Consider the following 24,632-nt stretch of genomic DNA (forward strand, 5'->3'; position numbering starts at 1 on the left):
AAACACTATACGGTGTAAGGACTATGCCTGAGCAACACGTACGCCGGCTGTGGCGCCATCGCGGCACCACCCTGCCGACCCCGCGCCGCGGCCCGCGCCAGCAGCTGAACCTCGACGAGATCCTCGACGTCGCCGTCGACCTGGCCGACCGGGAGGGCCTCGCCGCCGTCTCCACCCGGGTGATCGCGGCCCGGTTCGGCAAGACCGCGATGGCGCTCTACCCCTACGTCGGCACGAAGGAGCAGCTCCTGGCCCTGATGCAGGACCACGCGAGCGCCCTCCCGTCGTGGGACGACCCGGCGACCGGCCTGGCCGACGACCTTCTCGGCTGGGCGCTCACCCTCTTCGAGCTGCACCTGGCCCATCCGTGGCTGGCCGAGCGGTCCTGGGCGCAGGCCGGTCAGGGCCCCAACGAGCAGGACTGGATGGAACGCCTGCTCGGCATCCTCGACCGCTGGGCGGTCCCCGCCGAAAGACAAACCCCAACCATCACCATGCTGTACGCGACGGTCCGCTCCTGTGCCGAAACCGCCGCCGCCTATACCCGGATGGACCGCGACGGCACCGCCGCGTGGCGGGAACGCACCGAGGCGACCGGCCGGCTGATCCCCGACCTGGCCGAGCGCTACCCCCGCTCGACGAGCCTCGCCCCGATCACCCCGCAGTGGCGGGACGCGCCCCGGGCCGGCCTGATCGCCGCGGTCCAGCTGCTGGCGACCGCCGTTCACGCCTGATAGCGAAGGATGGCGGCCAAGTCCGGGTAGCTGGCGTAGACCTCACCGGCTAGAATTTCGCGGTCGTCGGGGTTGAGGTTGTCGCGGACGCCGGTCAGGACGATCTCCAGGTTGCCGGAATCGGCGAGCATATCCACGACGTCTCGGATCAGTCCGGAGTGTGTTGCCGTCGAGACCAAGGCGGCGAGAACGTCGACAAGCGCCTGACGGCGGGTCTCGCCCACCTTTTTCAGCTGGGGCAGCAGCAGGCACCGCATCGCGTCGACCAGTAAGGGCGCCGTTGCGGCGGGGCTGGCGGCCAGCTGGGCGACGATCGCCACCACATCTTCGGGGCGCAGCCTGGTGGCGTCGTTGCGTACCGATCGGAGCAGGATGGCCGCTACGGCTCGGGCCTCGGTGCCGTGAACGCTTCCCGCCACGGCGCGGGCGGCTCGGCGGTAGACCACCGCCAGGGTATCGCCGTCATCGCCGAGGCCGGAGGCCATCCACACCGCTACCAGGCTGTGGGCGACCGACTCCGTTTCGCCCGAGTCGTGGACCACGTAGTAGCGGCTCGCGTCGGGCAAACGGAATATCAAGGGCTCGAGGGCGTGCAGGAGGGTGTCGTCGCTCAGGCTGTTGCTCAGGTGCATCGAGGTCAGGGCCGGACCCCAGGAGAAGTTCGCGGGGTAGCCCTGCGCGCCTCCCCGCTCCGCCGGGCGCGAACGGTTGGACCAGGCCGGGTCGAGCGGGTGGAGGTCGGGGTCGGCGGTGGAGTGCAACACCAGGTCCCGGCGGCCGTCGTGCACATCCCGGCGGACGGATATCTCCTCCAGCGCCTCTAGGTAGATGCCGCCGGGCATCGCCGCCCGCCACTGCAATGCGGTGCCGCGCAGCCACTCGGCCGGGTCCTTCGCCTCGGTGAAGAGGTCGGTCGCGCGCAGTTCGCCGCCGCAGGCCAGGGTCAGCAGGACCAGGTTGAAGGAGTAGGTGGCCATCCAGTAGTCGATGCGCTTGTCGATCGGGCGGTAGCGGCCGGCCGGGTACTGGGGGCGGGTAACCGCCTGGCGGGCCCGGCGGACCAGGAAGTCGCGGATCTCGGCGCGGGCGGGGATGTCCAGGAGGGACCGGACGAACTGCAGCACCGTGTTGCGGGCGGTCAGAGCGGTGTAGCCGAGGAGATCCTGGAGCAGGTCGGCCTCCTGCGGCGGGCCGAATCGGAGGGCCAGGGTGGCGGCGTTCTCCCGGGCTGTCGTGTCCTGGAGCGCCTGCACGACCAGGCGAGCCACCAGGTATTCGCCGAAGGTGGCGTGCAGGAACTCGTACGTCTGGAGGTCCTTGTCGTCCTGCCTGGCCTGGGCCCGCTGGATGAAGAAGAACCGGCCGACCATCTCCTGGGCGGCCGTGAGCGGCGCGCGGAAGCCCTCGTGGTCGGCGGTCCGGGACGGGGTCAGGCCCAGGCCGGCCAGGTCGTCGTCGAGTTCGCGTTCGGTGATCCAGAGGCGGTTGCGGTGGAACATCGCGAACGCCACCACCGACAGGCGCAGCAGCTCGGCCTCGACCAGGGCCGGCATCGCGGACTCCGGGCGGCCGGCGTGTACCCGGCGCACCTCGCGGTCGGCGAACTCACCCAGCAGTCGTTCGTAGAGGTGGGCGGTGTCGAAGTCGTCGGTGAGCGGGTTGCCGCCGGCGTGGTAGAGCGCGAGCATCAGCAGCAGCAGTGGCTGGCCGGCCAGTTCCGGGAGGCGGGCCAGGACCCCGGAACGCAGCGGCTCGATCGACGGGTTGACCTGGTTCCAGACTCGCAGCCACTGTTCGATCTGGCTGTCGCTGAACGGTTCCAGCCGGACCACCGGGCTGCCCGCCGGGATGCGGGCGCGGTCGGCCACCGCTACCCGGCTGGTCACGATCACCGCGACCGGGCGGTTCTGGGCCAGTTCGCGCGCCTGGAACTGGGCTACCCGCTGCAGGTAGTCGGACTGATGCAGGCCGGTGGCCTGGAGCAACTCGTCGAAGCCGTCGAGCAGGACCACGGCGAGGGCGTCCTCGGCCATCTCGGCCCAGGCCACCGTCTCGCCGATGGCCGATCGGATGGCCAGCTCGATCTGGTCCTGGATCTCCGCCTCGGCCGGGACCTCGCGCAGCGGGACGCGGGCCACCAGGTAGTCGGTCGCGGGGAGGCGGGCGGCCAGGATGTGGGTGAGCGAGGACTTCCCGGCGCCCGGCTGGCCGAGCAGGAGCAGCGGGGTCTCGGTGGCACCTGCCGTGGTCAGGTAGGTAGCAAGGAAGCTGTAGAGGTCGTCGCGCACCTCAGTGTTCCACCAGGTCTCGTCGGCCGGTCGGTCGTTCGACTCGGCCACTCGCATCTGGAAGAGCGGGTCCACATAGGCGTCGACCAGGTCCGGCAGCACCACTCCACCGGCGTCGCCGCCGAGGACCGGGCGGCTCAGCTTGGCGCGATAGGCGCGGGCCAGGGCGGCGCGGTGGCGGCTCGGATCGCGGCCGGCCGAGGCGCGGACCAGGAGGTCTTCGAGTCTTCGCAGGCTCTGGCCGGTGGCCCGGACTTCCAGGCGGCCGGACCAGATCGCGAACTCGGGAATCTCCCCGGCCAGCCGCCGGTGCAGCTCGTCGTAGCGTTCCACCGCATCGCCCGGGAGCGAATCGAGGATCAGATCGGTAAATATGGAATGCGCGGTCTCGTGGGCTCGATCCCACACGGCGAGCCCACTGACATAAAAGCCGAGGCTGGTGCTGCAACTCCGGAACCACACCCGGAGATCGCTCAGCAACATCTCGTGGGAACGGGCCGGTGACGGCAGCGGGATCGGGCTGTCGAGTAGATCTCGGAGCAGCTCGCCGCTGGCACGTCCACCGGCCAGGATGATCTGGTCGTCGCGAGTGAACTCGGCCGATTCAAGGCCGGCGGCTCGGAAGCAGTCGTCCAAGGACTCAAATAACGCGGTTACCGCGAGGACTCCCGATGCGGCAAGGAGTCGTTCGGTGCGGTTGTAGCGGCCCAACCCGCGTACGATATCGGTGATCTTGAGGGTGACCAGGGAACCCAGCCTGACCATTTCCGCCTTGGCGTCGAAGAAGCTCAAGGCAGCGTCGCTGCCGCCGAGCGTCGCGGCGCTCAGCGCGCCGCCCAGCAGGTTGTCCACCGCCTTGGTCAGCGGGCCGGAACCGCCAAGGATCTTGACGGCGTCGAGGTAGGACAGTCCCTTCGGCATCGCCCCATGATGGCGGACCTATGCCACGGCGGCGACGGCCGCGACGCCGCTCCACCAGATCCACCCACGTTCCCACCGCACGTAGGTGGATCGACGTTACGTGGCCTCGACTGAGGGCTTCAGTCGGACAATTACCCACTTCGATGTCGGAGTGCCACTCTCGGCCGCCTGCGAATCGAGCGGCACGAGCGGGTTGGTCTCCGGGTAGTAGGCGGCGACACACCCCTTGGGGGTCGGGTAGGCGACCAGCCGGAACCGGTCGGCGCGGCGCTCGACGCCGTCCGCCCACTCGGAGATCAGGTCGACGTGGTCGCCGTCGGCGTACCCGTGCTCGGCGAGGTCTTCGGCGCTGATGAACAGCACCCGGCGGCCGGACTTGATGCCGCGGTAACGGTCGTCGAGGCCGTAGATGGTGGTGTTGAACTGGTCGTGGCTGCGCACGGTCTGCAGCACGAGCCGGCCCGGCGGCACCTCGAGCACCTCGAGCGGACTGACCGTGAAGACCGCCCGGCCTTCCGGGGTAGGGAACGTGCGGGAGTCACGGGGCGGGTGCGGCATGGTGAAGCCGCCGCCGGCCCGGATCTTCTCGGCGTAACCGGCGGCGCCCGGGACGACCCGGCCGATCCGTTCCCGGATGGTGTCGTAATCGGCGGCGAACCCGGCCCACGGGATGTCGTGCCGGTCGCCGAGGGTGGCGGCGGCTATCCGGCTGACGATCTCGACCTCGGAGCGCAGCAGCGGACCGGCCGGGGCGGACCGGCCGCGGGAGGCGTGCACGGCCGACATCGAGTCTTCGACGGTGACCCGCTGGTCGAGGCCGCCGGTGCGGTCGGTCTCGGTGCGACCCAGGGTGGGCAGGATGAGCGCGGTGCCGCCGGCGTCGATGTGGCTGCGGTTGAGCTTGGTGGAGATCTGCACGGTGAGCTCGGCGCCGCGCATGGCCGCCGCGGTGACCTCGGTGTCGGACATCGCCGCCACGAAGTTGCCGCCGAGCCCGATGAAGACCCTGGCCCGGCGGTCGCGCAGGGCGCGGACCGCGTCGGCGGCGTCGAACCCGTGCTCGCGGGGCGGCTCGAACCCGAACTCGGTGGCCAGCGCGTCGAGGAACACCGGCAGTGGCTTCTCCCAGATGCCCATGGTGCGGTCGCCCTGGACGTTGGAGTGGCCGCGGACCGGGCACAGGCCGGCGCCGGGCTTACCGATCATGCCCTGGAGCAGGGCGACGTTGACGAACTCCTTGATCGTGGCGACCGCGTTGTGGTGCTGGGTGATGCCCATCGCCCAGCAGTGCACGACCCGTTTCGAGGAGGCCAGCATGGCGGCCGCCGCCTCGATCTCCTCCCATGGCAGGCCGGTGGCGCGCAGCACCGCGTCCCGGTCGACCTGCTTGACGTGGTCGGCCCAGGCCTCGAAGCCGACCGTGTAGCCGTCGATGAAGTCACGGTCCTCGGCACCCGCTAACAGCAGCAGTTGACCTAGAGCCTGCCAGAGCGCGAGGTCGCCGTTGGAGCGGATCTGCAGCAGCCGGTCGGCCAGGCCGGTGCCGCGCCCGACCAGGCCGCGCGGCTTCTGCGGGTTGTCGAAGCGCAGCAGGCCGGCCTCGGGCAGCGGGTTGATCGCCAGGATGCGGGCGCCGTTCTTCTTGGCGATCTCCAGGGCGGTCAGCATCCGCGGGTGGTTGGTGCCCGGGTTCTGCCCGGAGATCACGATCAGGTCGGCCTCGTACAGATCCTGCAGGCTGATCGAGCCCTTGCCGACGCCGATCGTGCGGGCCAGGCCCACCGAGGTGGACTCGTGGCACATGTTGGAGCAGTCCGGCATGTTGTTGGTGCCGTAGGCGCGGGCGAACAGCTGATAGAGGAACGCGGCCTCGTTGCTGGTGCGCCCGGAGGTGTAGAAGATCGCCTCGTCCGGGGAAGCCAGTCCTCGCAACGAAGAGCCGATCAACTCAAAAGCAGAAGCCCAGGAGATCGGCTCGTAGTGGGTGCCACCCTCGCGGCGGACCATCGGGTGGACCAGGCGACCCTGCTTCTCCAGCCAGTAATCGGTCTGGCCGGCCAGCTCCTCGAGGGAGTGCTCGGCGAAGAACGCCGGGCCGACCACATCGCGCACACCCTCCCAGGAGACCGCCTTCGCGCCGTTCTCGCAGAACTCGGCGGTGTGGCGATGGCCCTGCGGGTCGGGCCAGGCGCAGCTCATGCAGTCGAAGCCGTCGACCTGGTTGAGGCTCAGCAGGTTGCGGGCGGTCTTCACCACGCCCATCTGCTTGATCGCGGTAGCCATGCTGATCCGCACCGCTTGGAGCCCGGCGGCATGGTCGGCGGGCGGGCCGACGCGCAGCTTCGCCTCTTCCGGGTCGATGGGCACGGGGCCTCCTAGTCGATCAGGCAGTAACTCGGTGCCTGAGCGAGGTCGATCTTGGTGATCAGGTCGATCGCAACATAGTCGATCTTGTCGATCGGCTCGGAGTTGAGCAGGCTGATGGTGTTTTCCACGGCCTGCTGGCCGAGCCGCGAAGCGGGGTTGGACACCGTCGCGGCGAATCGGCCGTCTTCAATGCCGGCGAGCCCGGTGTCGGTTCCGTTCACAGTCACAATCTTTACCCCTTTTCCGGCACTCCGGAAAGCCTCGCTGGCGCCGACCGCCATGTCCTCGTTGGCCACGAAGGCGTACCCGAGGTCGGGGTGTTCCTTGATCATCGCGGCCGCGACCGCCTTGGCCTTGGCCCGGTTGAACATGCCCGGCTTGCTCGCCACCACCTTGATGTTCTTCGGCAGGTTGTCGGTGAAGCCCTTGACCAGCAGGTCGGAGGCCGCGCCGGGGGCGCCCGCGATGACCGCGGCGGTGCCCGGCGCGCCGACCGCGTCGTTGCTGACCCAGCTCGCGTCCAGCAGGCCGACCTGGTTGAGGTCGACCGCGACGGCCCCCAGAATCGAGCCGGTGTCGGCCGGCGCCACCGAGGTCAGAAAAATCGGGATCTTCGCCGCCCCGGCCTTGGCGATGTCCGCTTTGAGGGCATCGGTGCTGACGGTCTGCACGATCACCGCGTCCACGTTCTGGGCGATCAGGTTCTCGATGTTCGACAGCTCGGCCTTCGGGTCCTGCTTCGAGTTGGCGGTGATCACCCGCACGCCGCGCCGGGTGGCCTCACCCTCGACCGCCTTCTGCAGGCAGGTGTGGAACTCGGTGCTGGCCCCGTTGACGAAGCCCAGCGCGTAGGTGCTCTTGGCGGACGCGGCCCGGTCCGCACCGCAGCCGGCGCACAGGGTTATCGCCAGGGCAGCCGCCATGGCCCGAGCAGCACGTCTCGACACTGAAGGACCCCCTCGTGATCACAGCGCGCAAGAACGTAACAACCCGGTGACATCCGCCAAACCTCGCTGCGTGCAGCCTTAGCTTGCAGATTTCGCACGTCAGGCTCCGGTCGTCGAGCCGGGCCGGACGATCATCAGGACCACGACGATCGCCCGGAGCAGGTTGAAGAGGCCGGCGAGCATGCCGAGCCGGGCCGGGTTCGCCGTCTCCGCCCAGAGCGCCGACCGCTGCGCGGGAAGAACGAAGAAGCCCAGGACGGCGGCGGCGAGGGCGGTCAGCACGATCGAGACGATCAGCCAGGCGTCGCCCATCACCCCCTCGAACCGGCGGTGGTGCACGGACCAGGACGTACCGCCGGAAGTGGTGGTTGCCTTGCGGACGGCCGCTCGAACGTGACGGCGGGCAGGCCCCGTTCATCGTGCCCGAGCAGCCGCCGGTGCCGCGCGGCTCGACCATGGAACCGCTGCTGCGCTGGCTCGACGACAACGCCGGGCGGGAACTCACCCTCGACGAGATCGCGGCGCGGTCGGTTTCGGGTCACCGACCGCGTTCCGGGACCGCTTCAAACGGATCGTGGGGACCAGCCCGCACCGCTACCGTTCGTCGTTCGCCCGGAAGACATCTAGCACGAACCATTCGTCTTCGTGACTGATGATTTGTCCAATTTTTTCGGACAGCTTGGCATTGACGTGGAAGCCGTCGTAATTTCCGGGATTCTCCCGGTCGCGGAAGTGCACCGACACCAGATCGCCACCCGGTTCGAGCCGCGCCAGCAGGCCGTCGACAAGCGCCTCGAAATCCGCGGCCGACAGGTAGTAGAAAAGGTCACCCACGACGATCAGGTCGAACGTGCCGGACGGCAGCTCGGCCGGCACGTTGGCCAGCTCGACCCGGACGTTCGGCAGGTCGCGCACGTTCTCGGTGGCCGTCTGCACCGCCTCCGGCACGTGGTCCACCGCGAGCACCTCGTCGCAGCGTTCGGCCAGCAACCGGGTCAGCAGGCCCACCGACGCGCCCGGCTCATAGCACCGCCGGTAGCGCGGCTTCGGCAGACTGGCCACCGTCACCGCGTATTTGCGCTGGTCATGCCACTTGGTGGCGAGGTCCCACGGGTCGTCCTTGGCCTCGTACAGCCCGGTGAAATAGTCGAGCGAGACCGTCGACTCCGGCGGCTGCGCGTCTCCCTGTGCTCTGGTCACGGTCTGACATTCTGCCCGACGGCTGGGATGTGACCCACGACACCGGTGTTTCGGGAGATCATGGCGGAGTGAGCGGCCGCCGTACCTTCGGGATCCTCTCGCCCTTTGTCGGGGGCGACTACTACGGGGCGATCATCGAGGGCATCAACGCGGCGGCGGCCGGCGGCGGCGATCGGATCATGGCGATCCAGACTCTCGACCCCGGCGCGCACAGCGCCGACCGGGCCGGCCTGCCCGACTTCCACCGGCCGATCTCCTGGAACCAGCTGGCCGGGCTGGTCGTGCTGCCCGGCGCGGTGGACACGGCGTACGCCGCCGAGGCGCACCGGTCCGGCCTGCCGGTCGTGTTCGTCGCCCAGGACGCCACCGGCAGCGGCTGTTCGGCGGTGCTGGCCGACAACCGCAGCGGCGTCCGGGAAGCGGTCGCGCACCTGGTCGAACACGGTCATGAGCGGATCGCGTTCGCCGGTTACCTGGCCCACTTCGACGTGCGGGAACGCTACGAGGGCTACCGGGAGGCGCTGCTCGCGCACGGGATCACCCCGCAGCCGTCGCTGCTCATCGATTCCGGCGACAACCACGAGAGCGGCGGCGAGACGGTCGCCGACGACCTGATCAAGGCCGGGATGCCGGCCACCGCGATCGTGCTCGGCACCGACCGTAACGCGATCGGCCTGATCGAGCGGATGCACTCGGCCGGTTACGACCTGCCGACCGAGCTGGCCGTGGTCGGGTTCGACGACATCTCCGACGCCGCCTACCTGCGGCCCAGCCTCTCCACCGTGCAGCAGCCGCTCGACCAGGTCGGCACGGTGGTCTACCAGCTCCTGAACGACCTGACCGAGAACGCCGGCGAACGGCTGGTCCGGCACGTGCCGACGACGTTCGTGCGGCGGGACTCGTGCGGTTGCAGCGGGCACGGCCTGCCTATCTCCGAGCCGCAGTCCCGCGGCCTGTTCGCCCAGGTGCAATACCTGCAGAGCACCCTCAACATTCAATACGAACTGGGCATCGAGCTGCTCGGCACGCACGGCAGCGACCCGCGCGCCCTGGCCTGGCTGGGCCTGACCCCGGCGCTGGCCGGCTGTCTCGGCCTGTGGACCGAGGGCGACTCGCTCGAGGTGGTCGGCGAGTTCCGGGCCGGCTGCGAGACCGGGCAGGTGGTCGAGGCGGCCGACTTCCCGCCGCCCGAGCTGTTCGGGACGACCGACGGGCCGGCCGGCGACGTGGTGTTCCTGGTGCCGGTGCGCAGCCGCAACGCCGACTGGGGGGTGCTGGCCGCGGTCGGCCGGATCCAGTCCACCACCCCGCCCGGCCGCGAGATGATGAACCACTCGGGGGCGCTGCTGGCCGCCGCCCTCGACTACGAGGTGACCATGGCCGAGCTGCGCGACAAGGAAGAAAGCCTGCGCAACGCGGCCCTGCACGACCACCTCACCGCGCTGCCCAACCGGGTGCTGCTCGAGGACCGGATGGACCAGGCCGGCAAGCGGGCCGCCCGGCAGCCCGACTACCGGTTCGCGATCCTGCTGCTCGACCTGGACGGCTTCAAGGCGGTCAACGACACGCTCGGGCACGCGGCCGGCGACCAGCTGCTGATCGAGGTGGCCCGCCGGCTCACCGGGCTGCTGCGCAAGTCCGACACGGTGGCCCGGCTGGGCGGCGACGAGTTCGTGGTCCTGCTCGACGGGCTGGTCACGCCGGACGGGCACAAGGCGGTCTGCGACAACATCCACGCCGCGATCCGGGCGCCGTTCTTCATCGACGGCGAGCGGGTCGAGGTGGGCTGCAGCATCGGCGTGGCGCTCTCCGGCGGCGCCGGCGGGGCCGACCCCGATCACCTGCTGCGCGAGGCGGACGCCGCGATGTACCGGGCCAAGTCGGCGGCTCGGCGGCCTACTTCTCGGTGAGGTTGACCAGCGGGGTCGGCTGGTCGATGTTGGCCGGCGCGTTCCACTTCTGGATGTCCGCCGTACTGCAGGTGGCGACCTTGACCTTGCTGGTTCCGTCGCTGTGGAAGTCGGCGGCGACACCGCTGCCCTGCTCGGTGGGCTGCAGGCAGTAACCCTTGTAGTCCATGATCCGGTAGCTGGTGCCGTAGTCACCGGTGTCGTGGTAGACGGTCCAGGTCAGCGTCTGCTGGGCCTGGGTGGCGGTGTCCTTGCAGGCCACCACCGTCACCCAGGACGTCGAGGTGACGATGCCCGGCGATTTCAGGCAGTAATCGTTCAGGATGGTGCTGTTGTTGGCGTTGCTGTTGGCGTTGAAGTTGTTGACGATGATCGGACCGGACTTGGAGACCGCCGGCAGCACCGGCGTCGGATGGACCCACTGCTGGTTGAAGTCCACCAGGGCGCCCGGGTCCTGCTTGCAGAACCAGGCGATCATGTACAGCGCGCTCAGGTTCTTGCTCGTCACGTCCAGGCAGCGGCTGAACTGCTTGTAGTTGACCAGCTGGTTGGTGGAGTCTCCGGCCATGCCGGCGCCGACGCCAGGAGCGGAGTACCACACGTTCTTCGTGGTGCTGGCGCTGCAGCCGGCCAGCAGCACGGTGTGGTCGGTGGACGAGCCCGGGGTCTTGAGGTTCATGCAGTAACTGCCGTCGGACTTACTGGCCGACGTGGTGGCGTGGTAGACGCTGCTGCCGTCCAGTGCCCACTGGTAGGTCGTGGTCCGGACGGTCGGGCAGGCCTGGAAGACGATGGGCGTGGTGCCGCTGACCCGTACCGAGTTCGCGAACAGGCACATGCCCGAGGTTGCCGCGGACGTCTCCGAGTTGATCAGCTTCAGATAGAGGTCCGGCGTGTACCCGAACTGCTGCTGGCCACTGCCGTTGCAGGTCTGGACGAGAACGGCGGTGCCGGCCGCCGGGCTGGCCGCCGAGCCACCGTCGAGGCACTGGTTGCCCAGGGTGCTGCTGGCGATCTTGATGGGACCGCCCGGGATGTTGGTGTTGCTGGTGGAGAAGACGTACGTGGCGGTCAGCCTCCGGGTCACCGTCCCGTTGGTCCCGTTCGAGGTGACCGTCGCGCTGACCGGCACCTCGTTGACGGTGCAGGCCCCGGTCGTGACGCTCTCGTCCTGGAACTTGTACACCACGCTGATCGTGTAGGTGGACGTGATGGTGCCGCCGGTCGCGCCGACCGTCCCGGTCATCGAGCACGGCGGGATGTTCTCCAGGTAGCCGTTCTGCAGGGCGTCGGCCGCGGCGCGGACGCGGGCCATCATCACGTCCAGCCCGGCCATGGCCGCGTCGAGGGCGGCCGCCCGCTGGTCGTAGTTGACGGTGTTCTTGATCTGGCGGACCACGATCGGGACCAGCGTCGCCGAGAGCGCCAGCACCACCGTGACGACCAGCATGGCCAGCGGCATCGAGCCCTCGTCGCGGCGAAGTGTGAGCCTCATGAGGTCGGCCTCCCGGAGCTGCAGTCGCTGAGCGCCGACGTGTTGCGGTTGGTGTTCTGCGCCGAGAACAGCACGTCCAGGGGCAGCGTGGTCTTGCCGACCTTGCCGGTGAACCGGAGCCGCACCTGACTGTGCTCGGGTTGGTAGGCGATGCCCACGCCACTGACCCCGGGGCCGGCCGAATACGGCTGGTCGCCGGGCTGGTAGACGGTGAACGGCGCGGTCGTACCGGTCTGGGCCAGATCGGTGGCGATGGTCGTCGCCGCCCCCGGCGTCGAGGTGGCCGTGCTGACCCAGGTGGCCCGGGTCAGCACGCCGTTCTTGAAGACGAGCTGCTGGCAATTGTTGCCGGGCATGCCGTACTCGAGATACCAGGCGCTGTTCACCTGCCCGGGCGTGGCGACCCAGTTGGCGTAGCGCAGTTCCTTGTCCAGCCGGCGAAAGCTGTTGCCGATCTGATCCCGCGCGTTGGCGAGGTTGTCGGTCCGGTTGACATCGGAGTAGACCTCGGTGATGGCTCCGGTGACGATCACCATGATCACCGCCATCACCGACATCGAGACAATGAGTTCGATAAGCGAGAAGCCCTCGTCGTCGTCGGTCATGTGATCTTCCAGACGAAGGTGAGAATGCTGGTGCTCGGCGGCGCGAGGGCCGAGGCGGTAGCGGTGACGACGTAGGTTCCGGCCGTCGTCGGAGTCCCGGAGATGACCTTGGTCAGGGCGTTGAGACTCAGGCCCGGTGGGAGCCCGGAGACGGTGAGCGTGGGCGAAAGGCCCAGCAGCGTGCCGTTCGTGGCCAGGGTCAGCGACGCGGCGGTGCCCTTGGCCGTGGTCTGGTCGGGCGCGGTCAGCGGAGGCGCGGTGAACACCAGCGAGCTGCTGGTGTTGATGATGACCACGATCTGCTTGCTCGCGGTACCGCCGGTGCCGTCGGTGACGGTGATCGTGGGCAGGAACCGGCCCGACGCGGACGACTTACCGGAGACCGCGCCGGTGTTCTTGTTGACGTTCACGCTGGGCGGCAGGCCGGTGCCGGTGTAGGTGTAGTTGCCGTCGCCACCGCCGCCCACTGCGGTGAGCCCGAGGCTCGTCGCCAGATCGATCGTCTGGTCGGACAAGCCACTGAGGGTCAGCGCGGGATACACCGCGTGCGTGTAGGTCGCCTTGCCGCTCTTGAGGTTGGAGTCGGTGACGGTGACCGTGACGGTGTAGGTCCCGTTGGTGGTCGGGCTGCCGCTGATGGCACCGGTCGTGGAGTCGAAGGTCAGGCCGGGTGGAAGGCCGGCCACGTCCCACGCGGTGTACGGCGTGACCCCGCCGGTGGCGGTCAGCGCCAGGCTGTACGTGTCACCGATCCGGCTGATCACGGTGGTGGCCGGCACGGTCGGCGTCGGCGGCTTCACCACGGTCAGCGTGACCGGGCCGGTGGCGTTGCGGTTCGCGTGGTCGGTGACCGTCGCGGTGGTCGACGTGACCCCGACCGTGGTCGGGACCCCGGTGATGATGCCGGCGGAGGCCATCGACAGGCCGGCCGGGAGCGCGGCGATCGTCCAGGTGTTCGGGAGCTGCCCGCCTCGGGCCTTCAGCTGGTAGGAGACGGTGTCACCGACGTAGAAGGTCGGCGTGTTCTCCATGACCACCGGCGCCGGGCGGTTGAAGTCGAAGGACGGCTCGGACGCGCGGGACACCAGCGTGGTCGCGACGTAGGCGCAGGATGCCCCGGTGCAGGTGGCGTCCGGCCAGGTCAGAAGCACCACGACCCGGAAGAATTGCAGGATGTCGGTGGTATCGGCCGGGGCCGCCGCACCCTTGGGATAGACGCACTCGGTGGAGCTGGCGGTCAGGTAGACCTCGCAGAGGCCGACGTAGATGTTCAGGGTGTAGGTGGTGCCCTCGACCGTGACCTGCTGGGGCGACGTGGAGATCGGCGCATCCACCCCGACCGTCGAGGTGGAGTCGGTGATCATCGGATCGCCGGCCACCTGCATCGTCTTCAGGTACGGCTGGACCACGGCCGAGGCGGCGGTGAACTGCGCCTGGGTGGCGTTGGCGCTGCGGCCGCTCAGCAGCGAGCTGCCCTTCAGACCGCGCACCTGCTCCATCGCGGTGTCGGCGAGCTGGATCGCGGCCTGCTTGGAACGCTGCTTGTTGACGTTGGTGAGGCTCCGGACGAAGAACGGCGCGCTGGCGAGCATGGTGATGCTCAGAATGGCCAGTGCCACGACCATTTCGACGAGGGTGAACCCCTCGTCCCGTTCCCTGCCCACGCGTTCTCCCGGCGTTGTCGACCGCTGTGGTTCACATCGGCCGGGAAAGGCCGGTTTTTAGGCGTCTGGCCGCCAGATCTCCGCCCGCCAGGACCGGAACGGGGCGGAGGCGTCGTTGCGCTGCACCACCGGGAACATGCTGGAGACACCCTGCCAGGACGGCTGGGCCTTGGGCTTGGGCGCGGCCAGCGCCCGGGCGAGGACGTCGAGCATGTCCAGCAGCGCCCGGTGCAGCTGCGGGTCGGTGAGCGTGCCGTCGACCTCGTCGAGCGCGGCCGCGTTCAGCGGGATCCGCATGCAGGCCGGGTGCAGCATCTTCGCGTTCGCGTGCGCGAGCACCGTCTCCAGCAGCTCGCGCGCCCCGTCGTCCGAACCGGGCGTGGACACCGACAGCCAGGCGACCGGCTTGTAGCTCAGGTCGCCCCCGTCCACCAGCCAGTCCAGCAGATTTTTCAGGCTGCCCGGGATGGATCCGGCGAATTCCGGGGTAGAGAACACGACGGCGTCAGCGGCGGCGACCTGCAGGCGCAGGAACTGCACCGGGTCGGGCGGGCTGTACTCCCCCGGCACGAACGCCGGCAGGTCACGTAGGCCGTCGTAGAGCGACGCACTGATCTCCGCCGGAGCGAACCGGGCCGCCGTGCGCAGCGCCGCGGTATGCAGCGAGTCGGCCCGGGTGTTCCCCGAGATCAACAGGATCCGCGTCATAGCAGGGGACCTTACGTGCTGAAGGTGAACCTCTCAGGTAGCGACTTGCGGTGCCGACCTACGACTACATCACCGACGAACAGGACACCACGTTGAGCTCAACGGCAGAGCACTCCCGATTGGCGGCGCTGTACACGTATGGCCTGCTGGACGCGGTACGCCCCGTCGTGCTGGACGACCTGACCCGGCTCGCCGCACGGATCTTCGACACGCCCATGTCGACCGTGACGCTTGTCGACCGCAACCGTCAGTGGTTCGCCGGCAACACCGGCATGGACGGCAACCAGGCGCCCCGGTCCATCTCGTTCTGCGCCTGGATGGTCGACGACCCGCGCCCGCTGATCGTCCCGGACGCCCATGTCGACTCCCGGTTCCAGGAGTTCTCGAACGTCACCGGTGCGCCGTACCTCCGGTTCTACGCCGGGGTACCGCTGGTCAACCCGGACGGCTACATCCTGGGCAGCGTCTGTGTCCTCGACCGCGAGCCGCGCGACATCGGCGAGCGCCAGCTGACCCTGCTCGGCGACCTGGCCGCCCAGGCCACCGGCCACCTGGAGGCGATACGCGAGCAGAACCGGCTGAGCGTCCTGGACGCCGAACTCGCTCGCCTGATGCGCCGCGAACAGGACCTGGTCGCGACGGTCTCGCACGAGCTGCGCACGCCGGTCACCACCATGCAGGGCTACCTGGAGATGCTGGCCGAGGACGAGGACCTGGCCCCGTACCGGCGGATGCTCGAACCGATCCGGCGCAACGGCGACCGGCTGGTCCGGATGGTCGACCACCTGCTGGCCGGGGCCCGGCCGGACGACGCGCCGGCCAAGGCCGACGGTCTGGTCGATCTCGCCGCCGCCGCCCGCAGCGCGGTTGACACCTGCGAACCCCTGGCGGCCGAGCGAGGCGTGAAGGTCACTCTTTCGGGCGAAGAATCCCCGGCGTACGTCGTGGGCGAAGCCGCCGCCCTGAGCCAGGCACTCGAACACGTCGTACGCAACGCGGTGGCCTTTTCTCCCGGCGGCAACGAGGTAAGCGTGCTGGTGGCCGGGGCCAAGATCGAGGTGCACGACCAGGGCGCCGGCATCCCCGCCGAGGAGCTCCCGTACGTGTTCGAACGCTTCTACCGCGGCCGGCACGCCCAGGAGCAAGCCGTCCCCGGCATGGGCCTCGGCCTGGCCATCGCCTGGCGCATCGTCAACGCGCACGGCGGCCGGCTGGCCCTCGACTCGGCCGGCACCGGACGCGGCACCAAGGCCAAGATTTGCCTCCCGGCCGCCACCCCGGACTAGTGTGACCTAGGGCACTATGGGGGCCATGACTGACGTCCGGCTCCTGGTAGGCACACGCAAGGGCGCGTTCACGCTGACCGCCGACGGCACCCGCAAAGACTGGAAAGTGAGCGGCCCGCACTTCGGCGGGTGGGAGATCTACCACGTGGCCGGCTCGCCGGCCGACCCCGACCGACTATGGGCATCACAGTCGTCCGGCTGGTTCGGGCAGGTGATCCAGCGCTCCGACGACGGCGGCCGCTCGTGGAACCCGGTGGGCAACGACTTCGCGTACACGGGCGAGGTCGGCGACCACCTCTGGTACGACGGAACCCCCCGCCCGTGGGAGTTCAAGCGGATCTGGCACCTCGAGCCGTCCCGCACCGACCCCGACACGGTGTACGCGGGAGCCGAGGACGCGGCCCTTTACCGCTCCACCGACGGCGGCGGCAGCTGGACCGAGCTGACCGCGCTGCGCAACCACCCGACCGGCCCCGCCTGGCAACCCGGCGCCGGCGGCATGTGCCTGCACACCATCATTCTCGACCCGGTGGACCCCGACCGGATCTTCGTGGCCATCTCGGCAGCCGGCGCGTTCCGCACCGACGACGGCGGCCAGACCTGGGAACCGATCAACCGCGGCCTGCGCTCCGGCGGCATCCCCGACGAGGACGCCGAGGTCGGCCACTGTGTGCACAACCTGGCCATGCACCCCGCCAACCCGGACGTCCTCTTCATGCAGAAACATTGGGACGTCATGCGTACGGACGACGCCGGCGACCGCTGGCACGAAATCAGCGGCGACCTGCCGACGGATTTCGGCTTCCCGATCGGCGTGCACGCCCACGAGCCGGAAACGGTCTACGTAATCCCGATCACCAGCGATTCCGAGCACTACGTGCCCGACGCCAAGCTGCGCGTCTACCGCAGCCGAACCGGAGGCGGCGAGTGGGAGCCGCTGACCAACGGCCTCCCCCAGGAGAACTGCTACGTAAATGTCCTGCGCGACGCGATGGCGGTGGACACCCTGGACGACTGCGGCATCTACTTCGGCACGACGGGAGGCCAGGTCTACGGCTCCCCCGACGGCGGCGACAGCTGGCAGCCCATCGTCCGAGACCTGCCCACGGTCCTCTCGGTGGAAGTCCAGGTCCTGCCGTGATCCGAGTGATCCTCCCACCCCACCTGCGAAACCTGGCGAAGGTGACCGGCGAGGTCCAGCTGGAGGTCCCCGCCCCGATAACCCAGCGGTCCGTCCTGGACGCGGTAGAGCAGCAGTTCCCCATGCTGATAGGCACCATGCGCGACCGAACCACGGCAAAGCGCCGCCCTTTGGTCCGCTTCTTCGCCTGCGAGGAGGACCTCTCCAACGACCCACCCGACACCGAGCTCCCCGACCGGGTCGCCGCCGGCGAGGAGCCGTTCCTGGTGGTAGGCGCGATGGCCGGCGGATAGAGCCCGTGTGCTCAGTGGGCGAAGTGGAGCCGGCTTAGTGCCAGGAGTCTCTGCTGGGTGCCCTCGTGATGGGACACCGGCGGTGTGGTCTTCTCCACGTCGCGGTTGAAGTATCGGCCGGTCACTCCGGCCAGGCCGGGATCGGTGGCGATCCGCAGCGCGGTCTCGGCACCCTGGGCCGGAGTGAGGAGGCTGCGGCGGATCACCGCGCGGAACGGGCGCAGCGGTGCCGGTACGAGGTCGTCGACGATGCTGGTGGCGACGATGCCGGGATGCAGAGCGTTCACGGTCACTCCGTCCGCGGCCAGGCCGCGCGCGAGGGCATAGCCGGCGGTGACGGTCATCAGCTTCGCTCGTGCGTACGCCTCGAACGGCACGAACCCGGCGGCGGAATTCACCTCGGCCAGGTCGTCGACGCCGGTCAGGTCGAGGGTCGCCGGGCGGGGCCGGCCGGCCAGTTTGACCTGGCGGGTGTCGTTGAGGGTGTCGCTGGCGACGTTCACCACCCGCGCCCGGCCGCGCCGTAGCGGGCCGTCCAGCCGGGTCATCAGGCCGTAGGCGGCGAGGTAGTCGAGGGCGATGTGCATCTCGACGCCGTCGGCCGAGACGTGGTGTTCGGGGAAATGCGCGCCGGCGTTGTTGATCAGAAGGTGGATCTGGTCGTGCCGGTCCACGATGTTCTGCGCGGCGGTCCGGACGTCCTCGCGCCGGGACAGATCCCCGGTGATGACCTCGAGCCGGTTCACCGCCTGCGGACCGACGCGGGCGCGCAGAGCGTCCGCGCGGGCCGGGTCGCGGGCGATGGTGATCACGTGCGCGCCGGCCCGGGCGAGGCCGGCGGCGATGATCTGACCCATGCCGCCGGTCGCGCCGGTGACGACCGCGACCTTGTCGGTCAGGTCGGGGATCGCGTTCTTCATCGGGTGATCCGCGGGTAGGCGTGTTCGTACCGCGGGGTCTCGGCCTCGTCGATCAGGAAAGCGGCGAGATCGGCGCGGCCGATCGAGCTCCAGAGCCGCATCGGCAGGTCGGTGCCGGCCGTGTACTTCCCGGTCGGGTCGCGGTCCGACAGCTTCGGTGGCCGCACGATCGTCCAGTTCAGCCCGGAACCGGTGATCAGCGGTTCCATCGCCTCCTTGTCGCGCATCCTCTCGGCCACGTTCGCCCACACCGCCCGGGAGTAGAGCGACCTGTCGTGTGTCTCCAGTACGCCGTGCGCGCTGACGGCGATCAGGCGGGTCACCGCGGTTGCTCCCATCGCTGTCACCACCGATCGGATGCCGTCCGCGCAGACCGTCGTCGGTCCGCCGGCGGCTCCGCCCAGCGCGCTGATCACGACGTCGGCGCCCGGCAGGACGCGGGTGAGGGCCGCGGTGTCCGTGACGTCGGGCCAGATCATTTCGGTCAGACCGTCGCGCCGTGCGAACGATCCCGGCCGGCGGACGAGTGCCACCGCCTCATGTCCGCGTTCGAGGGCGGTGGACACCACGTGCCGTCCGGTGGCGCCGGACGCTCCGAGAACAACAATCGTCTGCGATACAGGATGTCTCATAGACAGAAGAATGGACTACACCTCGACTATGAGTCAACCCGTCTCATAAGATGAGTTGGTGCCCACCGAGACGGATCCACGCTTCCTCCGCAGCCGGGAGGCGATCCTGCACGCCGCCCGTGAACTCCTGCTGGAGAAAGGCCCGGCAGCAGTGACGCACGTGCAGGTGGCGGAGCGTGCCGCGGTCGGGCGCGCGACGGTCTATCGGCACTGGCCGCGAGCCGAGGTTCTCCTCGGCGAGGCGATGGCCACCGTCCCGATGCCGTTCCTGGCCGAACCCACCGTCCCCACCCGGGACTGGCTACGACGAGAGCTGACGGCGATCGCCCGGCAGCTGGATCTCGACGACGTGCGCGCCGTGTCCACGACCCTGGCCGGCACCGCCCTCTGGGACGAGAACATGGACGCCCGGCGCGCTCAGTTCGCCGGCATTCTCCGCGGACGCCTCGCGGCCGCTCTCGACGACGCCCAGGCGCGCGGCGAGATCACCCTGGCGATTCCCAGCGAGAACGCCGCCGCCATGGCCATCGGCCCGATGTACTACCGCAGCACGATCGAGCGCACCCCCATCGATGCCGTCCTCATCGAAGCCACCATCGCGGCGCTGGGCACCTGGTCCGCCTAAAGCAGGGCGGTGCCGGCCATCATGTCGGCGAACCAGGCGGCGGCCTTCGGGTTGGCCCAGAGGCGGTCGAAGCGGGCCTTGGCCAGGCGGCGGCGGAACGGGTCGGACTGGGCTCCGGCGTCGTGGACCATCTCGGTGAACCAGCGGCTGAACTCCTGGTAGTCCCACGTTCGGCGCAGGCAGGTGTCCGAATAGGAGCGCAGCGGCCCGTCGTCGGCGTCGCGCAGGGCGGCCGTCAGGGCCGTGGCCAGGACGTCGGCGTCGGCCAGGGCCAGGTTCATGCCCTTGGCGCCCATCGGGGTGATGATGTGGGCGGCGTCGCCGGCCAGGAAGAGATTGGCGTAGGCCATGGGCTCGGCCACGAAGCTGCGCATCTCGACGATTTCCTTGTCGGTGATCGCGCCGCCGGGTAGGTCTGGATCGCCCAGCCGTAGCCGCAGCTGTTCCCAGGTGTAGTCGTCGGGCCACTCGCGGGGGTCCTCGGCGCCGGGGCGGTATTCCAGGTAGAAGCGGCTCGAGTGCGGGCCCCGGGCGAACTGCGCGGCGAAGCCGTGCTCGCTGATCGCCATCAGGGCGTGCCGGGGCGGCGGCGCCTCGGCCAGCACTGTGTACCAGCCGATGCCGTGGTCGAAGCTGTAGGTGGTGAGTTCGGCGGCCGGGATGCTGCCGCGGCTCACCCCGTGAAAACCATCGCAACCAGCAACGTACGACGCGGTCAGCTCGCCGCCCGCGTAGGTGACCCGCGGCGTCGTCGTCAGATCGTGCAGCGCCACGTCTTTCGCCGCGAAACGCAGATCGCCGCCGCCCTCGAGAAACGTGGTCAGCAGGCGGCGGACCAGCAGCTGCTGCGGGACGATCACGCCGGCCCGGCCGCCGGCATGCGACGGGCCGTCGAAGAAGTGTGGCTCGCCCTCGTAGCGCAGTTCCAGGAACTTCTCGCGGTAGGCGCCGGCGATCACCGCGTCGGCCAGGCCGGCCTTCGCGAAGATCTCGCTGCCGTAGTGGTCGAGCACGCCGGCTCGCTGCCGGTCCTCCACATGGGAACGATCGCGCGACTCCAGCACGACACAGCTGATGCCGTTGCGCTGCAACAGGTTGGCAAGGGTGAGACCGGCGGGGCCGGCCCCGATGATCGCGACGTCCGTCATCTCGGGCACGGCCCCAACCTATCCACTCTGGACTACGCGGTCACCAGCCGAGAGGTTCCCGCTTCGACGGCGTACGAGGCGGAAGTGGTCACCGGCGTCTCGCGGACGTCGATGGTCGCCACCGTACGGACGTCGGTGTGCCACGCCGAGCGGGTGACCGTGCTGCGCAGGTAGCCGCGGCGGGATCCGTCGAAGTAGCGGACGTGCGGGTTCAGGGTCGGGTTGAGCGCCTTGAGCGGGGCGTCGAACGCGAGCGGGAAGTCCGAGCTGACCGAGGTGGCGGTGAACTCGACCGCGACCGGCTTCGCCGCCAGATCGTCGAAGTTCGTGTACAGCTCGCTGAACCAGGTCGAGTGGATGTCGCCGGCCAGCACCACCGGGTTGGCGACCCGGGCCGCCGCGAGGTGGCTGAGCAGCCGGGCCCGCTGCGGCGCGTAACCGTCCCACTGGTCCAGGTTGGCGATGATCGGCGGCACCCCGCCGGTCGGGTTGGGGAACTTGATCCGGCTCATCATCACCTGCTGGGCGATGACGTTCCAGCGGGCCGGCGAGTGGTCGAGCCCGGCCAGCAGCCAGCGCTCCTGATCCGCACCGGTCAGCGTGCCGGCCGTGTTGGCATCGCCGGTGGCCGCGAGGCCGAAGTCGCCGGGGAACCCACCGGGCTGGTCGGTGCGGTACTGCCGGGTGTCGAGCACGTTGAGCCGCAGCAGCCGGCCGAAGTCGAAGCGCCGGAAGATGCGCAGGTCGGAGCTGCCCGGCCGCAGGTCGGCCCGGATCGGCATGTGCTCGTAGTAGGCCTGGTAGGCGGCCGCGCGCTGCTTGGCGAACTGCTGTTTGGTAAAGAGCCGCGAGCCGGTGTCGTCGATCTCGTCGATCAGCGACGCGTAGTTGTTCTCGGTCTCGTGGTCGTCCCAGGTGACGATCCACGGGAACGCGGCGTGCGCGGCCTGCAGCGCCGGGTCGCCCTTGTACTGCGCGTGCCGGGCCCGGTAGTCGTCGAGGGTGACGAGCTGGTCGAGGCCGGGGGTCTGCGGGGTGGTGTGGTTGCGGTCGGCGAACCGGCTGCTCGGGTCGTACTCGTAGATGTAGTCACCGAGGTGCAGCACCACGTCGACGTCCTCGGCCGCGAGTCCCCAGTAGGCCGGCCAGTAGCCGTTCTGGAAGTCCTGGCAGTTGACGGTGGCGAAGCGCAGCCGGCTCGTTTCTTTAGAAGCAGTGCGAGTACGGCCGGTCGGGCTGAGCCGGCCCAGCGCGCGGAAGCGGTAGAAGTACTCCCGCCCCGGTTCGAGGCCACGCACGTCCACATGCACCGAGTGCGCCAGTTCCGGGCGGGCAGAAACCTGGCCGGACCGCACCACGCGGCGGAACCGCTCGTCGTGGGCGACCTGCCACTCGACGTCGATGCGCCGATCAGGCAGCCCGCCATCTTTCAACAGGCGGGTCCAGAGGATCACGCCGCCGGGCAGCGGGTCACCGCTGGCGACGCCGAGCGGGAACAGGTCGGCCGGCGCGGCGTACGCGGCGGTGGCCGGAAGGGTGGCGGCACCGGCGGCTACGGCGGCGCCGGCAAGAAGTTGACGTCTGGTGGGCATGGGTGGACCCTCCCGGCCGGTCGTGGCATGGGCTCGTCCTACCGGCGAAGCAGACATGACGCATACATGGCCGTCAAGGTGCGGGAACCCGGCTTGCCGTACTTTGCACCAGGACCGCCAGTCCGGTGACGGCCAGCGCCATCCCGCTGGCCAGCAGGAAACCGAGGATCGGATGCTCGGCGAACAGCGCTCCGCCGAGGTAGCCGATCAACGCCGCCTGGATCGACCAGAGCAGCACCCCGGCCGCCGTGTACCAGTGGAAACGCGCGCTCGGATAGCCGACCAGGCCGGCCGCGAGCGCGGTGGTGGACCGCCCACCCGGCACGTACCGGGCGAACATCACGACGACACCGCCGCGGCTGCTCAGCAACCGTTGCACCCAGCCGTGCACGGCCTGGGCCCGCCGGTGGGTTAACCGCTCGGAAATGGAGGTGCTGCGCCGGCCGATCCGGAACGAGATCGCGTCGCCGCAGTACGCCCCGGCCGCGGCCGCCGTCACCAGCAGCGCCAGGTGTGGCCGGCCGGTGCTCGCGGCGGCCACCCCGCAGGCGACCACGGTGGACTCGCTCGGCATGAACGGCAGCAGCGCGTCCATTCCGGCCACGACGAAGACCACGGCCAGGACCCACGGGCTGGCGGCGACGGCATCGACGTAGTGCGGCATGCCGTCACGATGCGGGATCAAGCAAACACCCGTATGTACGGCGATCGAACAGCCGACACCATCGGGCCGGAAGATATGTCAGGATGTACCAGAGGTACGACGGAGGGCACCCCCGCCAGGGTGCCCTCCGTCTTCACGTCGAGCGTGAAACTCAGCCGTTGGCGGCCCGCCGGGCGGTGTACTCCGTACGCCGGCTCGGGTATTGAATGAGGTTGTCGGGCACGTCGTCCATGTTGTTGTTGCCCCAGCCGCCACCACCGACACCGCCGCGGCGCATGTCGATCGGCCCATCGTCGTACTGCGAGCCGCGCATGAACTGGCGCCCGTAATCCATCATCCCGTCGATCAGCCGGTCGACGTCGCGCGGCGGCCGCACCACCATCCGCATGAACTGGCTGGTCATCCCGAGCTTGTTGCCGCATTCCCGGGTGTAGACGCCGTGGTTGGCGACGAGGAAGTCGCGCAGCGCCACCCCGGACCACTCGGTCGGCAGCTTGACCAGGAAGAAGTTGCCCTGCGACGGGAACACCGTCAGCCCGGGCACCCGAGCCAGCTCGCCGGCCATCTGACGGCGGTCCCGGGAAAGCAGGCGCAGGCTGTCCTCGTACTCCTCCTCATGGTCTTGAATCATGAAGACGACCTTCTCGGCCAGCGAGTTGAGGTTCCACTTCGGCAGCGCCTTGGCGATCTTCCCGGCGATAGCCGGGTTGGCCAGCATGTAGCCGAAGCGGATGCCGTGCAGCCCGAAGTTCTTGCCGAGGCTCTTGAGCACCACCGTGTTCGGGCGGATCACCGCGTCGGGGCCGACCGACGGGTACTGCTCGGCGTCGGAGAAGTCGATGAACGACTCGTCCACCACCACCAGGTCGAGGTCGCCCAGCATGTCCATGAACCGGATGACGTCGCGCCGGGGGATGTAGTTGCCGTCCGGGTTGTTGACGTTGCAGATCACCGCGACCCGGGAGTTGCGCTCGCGGATGAACCGGACGTAGTCGTCCAGGTTGAGCCGGAAGCCCTCGCGCTCCTGCAGCGGGAACATGTCGACCCGCTTGCCGGTCTCCAGCGGCTGGTCGGTCCACCGGCCGAAGGTCGGGATCGGTACCGCGATGCTCTCCTTGATCAGCAGGTGGTCGATCCAGGTGATCAGCTCGGTGGAGCCGTTCGCCATCGCGACCGTCTGCGGGTGCAGGCCCAGCACGCTGGAGAGCTTCTTGGTGATCCCCATCGAGTCCGACGGGTAGTACTTCAGGATGTTCTTCAGATCCCGGGACAGCTCGTCGAACATCTCCGGGGTCGGGAAGTACGGGTTGCACGGGATGCAGAAGTCGACGATATCGGCGCCCTCGCCGGCACTTCGAGCGAGATCGAAATAAGACGCACTGTGCGCTCCCTTGTTCAGGATCGACGTGTCGATTCCGTTCCCTGCCATCGCGGGGCTTCTCCCTCCACCGGCTGCGTTGCCAACCGTCGATACGGGCGGCGGGAGAGTTTC

The 24,632-nt window shown here is 69.2% G+C and carries 20 protein-coding genes and 1 pseudogene; 6 read left to right on the forward strand and 15 right to left on the reverse strand.

Annotated features, from left to right (window positions below):
- Positions 1–23: 23 nt before the first annotated feature.
- A complete protein-coding gene (locus tag Ate02nite_RS40105) occupies positions 24–734 on the forward strand; it encodes a TetR/AcrR family transcriptional regulator (protein WP_203813157.1) in 711 nt (236 codons plus the stop codon).
- On the opposite strand, the gene Ate02nite_RS40110 is transcribed toward Ate02nite_RS40105, so the two are convergent.
- The 5 genes and pseudogenes from Ate02nite_RS40110 to Ate02nite_RS40135 form a co-directional block, all read right to left on the reverse strand.
- Positions 725–3,943: an NACHT domain-containing protein gene (locus Ate02nite_RS40110; RefSeq protein WP_203813158.1), complete on the reverse strand. Its 3,219-nt coding sequence runs from the start codon at positions 3,941–3,943 to the stop codon at positions 725–727. The genes Ate02nite_RS40105 and Ate02nite_RS40110 overlap by 10 nt on opposite strands.
- Before the next feature lie 96 nt (positions 3,944–4,039).
- The gene (locus Ate02nite_RS40115; RefSeq protein WP_239148063.1) at positions 4,040–6,310 is read right to left on the reverse strand and encodes an FdhF/YdeP family oxidoreductase; all 2,271 of its coding nucleotides are present in this window, start codon (positions 6,308–6,310) and stop codon (positions 4,040–4,042) included.
- 8 nt (positions 6,311–6,318) lie between these two features.
- Positions 6,319–7,233 (reverse strand): sugar ABC transporter substrate-binding protein, encoded by a 915-nt coding sequence (locus Ate02nite_RS40120; protein WP_203813159.1) that lies wholly within the window; start codon positions 7,231–7,233, stop codon positions 6,319–6,321.
- A gap of 123 nt (positions 7,234–7,356) precedes the next feature.
- Positions 7,357–7,575, reverse strand: a pseudogene (locus tag Ate02nite_RS40125) (hypothetical protein); the annotation flags it as partial.
- Between the two features lie 276 nt (positions 7,576–7,851).
- A complete protein-coding gene (locus Ate02nite_RS40135) occupies positions 7,852–8,457 on the reverse strand; it encodes a class I SAM-dependent methyltransferase (RefSeq protein ID WP_203813160.1) in 606 nt (201 codons plus the stop codon).
- Between the two features lie 68 nt (positions 8,458–8,525).
- Here Ate02nite_RS40135 and Ate02nite_RS40140 point away from each other — a divergent pair, with 68 nt between their 5' ends.
- The gene (locus Ate02nite_RS40140; protein ID WP_203813161.1) at positions 8,526–10,367 is read left to right on the forward strand and encodes a substrate-binding and GGDEF domain-containing protein; all 1,842 of its coding nucleotides are present in this window, start codon (positions 8,526–8,528) and stop codon (positions 10,365–10,367) included.
- On the opposite strand, the gene Ate02nite_RS40145 is transcribed toward Ate02nite_RS40140, so the two are convergent.
- Genes Ate02nite_RS40145 through Ate02nite_RS40160 form a run of 4 tightly spaced genes read right to left on the reverse strand, consistent with a single transcriptional unit; the run spans position 10,354 to position 14,839 of the window.
- Positions 10,354–11,862: an RICIN domain-containing protein gene (locus Ate02nite_RS40145; RefSeq protein WP_203813162.1), complete on the reverse strand. Its 1,509-nt coding sequence runs from the start codon at positions 11,860–11,862 to the stop codon at positions 10,354–10,356. The two genes, Ate02nite_RS40140 and Ate02nite_RS40145, sit on opposite strands and share 14 nt — an antisense overlap.
- A complete protein-coding gene (locus Ate02nite_RS40150) occupies positions 11,859–12,467 on the reverse strand; it encodes a prepilin-type N-terminal cleavage/methylation domain-containing protein (RefSeq protein ID WP_203813163.1) in 609 nt (202 codons plus the stop codon). The genes Ate02nite_RS40145 and Ate02nite_RS40150 overlap by 4 nt, the downstream gene beginning before the upstream one ends.
- A complete protein-coding gene (locus tag Ate02nite_RS40155; protein WP_203813164.1) occupies positions 12,464–14,131 on the reverse strand; it encodes a type II secretion system protein in 1,668 nt (555 codons plus the stop codon). The genes Ate02nite_RS40150 and Ate02nite_RS40155 overlap by 4 nt, the downstream gene beginning before the upstream one ends.
- Before the next feature lie 57 nt (positions 14,132–14,188).
- Entirely contained in the window at positions 14,189–14,839 is a 651-nt protein-coding gene (locus Ate02nite_RS40160; RefSeq protein WP_203813165.1) for an NADPH-dependent FMN reductase, read from the reverse strand.
- Positions 14,840–14,889: 50 nt separating this feature from the next.
- Between Ate02nite_RS40160 and Ate02nite_RS40165 the strand changes: the two genes are divergently transcribed.
- Genes Ate02nite_RS40165 through Ate02nite_RS40175 form a run of 3 tightly spaced genes read left to right on the forward strand, consistent with a single transcriptional unit; the run spans position 14,890 to position 17,559 of the window.
- A complete protein-coding gene (locus tag Ate02nite_RS40165) occupies positions 14,890–16,125 on the forward strand; it encodes a GAF domain-containing sensor histidine kinase (protein ID WP_239148064.1) in 1,236 nt (411 codons plus the stop codon).
- 25 nt (positions 16,126–16,150) lie between these two features.
- The gene (locus tag Ate02nite_RS40170; RefSeq protein ID WP_203813166.1) at positions 16,151–17,266 is read left to right on the forward strand and encodes a WD40/YVTN/BNR-like repeat-containing protein; all 1,116 of its coding nucleotides are present in this window, start codon (positions 16,151–16,153) and stop codon (positions 17,264–17,266) included.
- Positions 17,263–17,559: a MoaD/ThiS family protein gene (locus Ate02nite_RS40175; protein WP_203813167.1), complete on the forward strand. Its 297-nt coding sequence runs from the start codon at positions 17,263–17,265 to the stop codon at positions 17,557–17,559. Before Ate02nite_RS40170 ends, Ate02nite_RS40175 begins: the two co-directional genes overlap by 4 nt.
- 11 nt (positions 17,560–17,570) lie before the next feature.
- On the opposite strand, the gene Ate02nite_RS40180 is transcribed toward Ate02nite_RS40175, so the two are convergent.
- A complete protein-coding gene (locus tag Ate02nite_RS40180; protein WP_203813168.1) occupies positions 17,571–18,479 on the reverse strand; it encodes an SDR family NAD(P)-dependent oxidoreductase in 909 nt (302 codons plus the stop codon).
- The gene (locus tag Ate02nite_RS40185) at positions 18,476–19,111 is read right to left on the reverse strand and encodes an NAD(P)-dependent oxidoreductase (protein WP_203813169.1); all 636 of its coding nucleotides are present in this window, start codon (positions 19,109–19,111) and stop codon (positions 18,476–18,478) included. The genes Ate02nite_RS40180 and Ate02nite_RS40185 overlap by 4 nt, the downstream gene beginning before the upstream one ends.
- Positions 19,112–19,169: 58 nt before the next feature.
- Between Ate02nite_RS40185 and Ate02nite_RS40190 the strand changes: the two genes are divergently transcribed.
- On the forward strand, positions 19,170–19,736 hold the full coding sequence (locus Ate02nite_RS40190) for a TetR/AcrR family transcriptional regulator (RefSeq protein ID WP_203813170.1): 567 nt from the start codon (positions 19,170–19,172) through the stop codon (positions 19,734–19,736).
- Here Ate02nite_RS40190 and Ate02nite_RS40195 read toward each other — a convergent pair.
- The 4 genes from Ate02nite_RS40195 to Ate02nite_RS40210 form a co-directional block, all read right to left on the reverse strand.
- Complete coding sequence (locus Ate02nite_RS40195) at positions 19,733–20,884, reverse strand: 4-hydroxybenzoate 3-monooxygenase (RefSeq protein WP_203813359.1); 1,152 nt, start codon at positions 20,882–20,884, stop codon at positions 19,733–19,735. The two genes, Ate02nite_RS40190 and Ate02nite_RS40195, sit on opposite strands and share 4 nt — an antisense overlap.
- A 32-nt stretch (positions 20,885–20,916) precedes the next feature.
- On the reverse strand, positions 20,917–22,476 hold the full coding sequence (locus Ate02nite_RS40200; RefSeq protein ID WP_203813171.1) for an alkaline phosphatase D family protein: 1,560 nt from the start codon (positions 22,474–22,476) through the stop codon (positions 20,917–20,919).
- A 73-nt stretch (positions 22,477–22,549) separates the two neighbouring features.
- Complete coding sequence (locus Ate02nite_RS40205) at positions 22,550–23,140, reverse strand: DedA family protein (protein WP_203813172.1); 591 nt, start codon at positions 23,138–23,140, stop codon at positions 22,550–22,552.
- Between the two features lie 151 nt (positions 23,141–23,291).
- On the reverse strand, positions 23,292–24,569 hold the full coding sequence (locus Ate02nite_RS40210) for a pyridoxal phosphate-dependent aminotransferase (RefSeq protein WP_203813173.1): 1,278 nt from the start codon (positions 24,567–24,569) through the stop codon (positions 23,292–23,294).
- Positions 24,570–24,632 lie beyond the last annotated feature (63 nt).

It is taken from the genome of Paractinoplanes tereljensis, from assembly GCF_016862435.1.
GTDB lineage: Bacteria > Actinomycetota > Actinomycetes > Mycobacteriales > Micromonosporaceae > Actinoplanes > Actinoplanes tereljensis.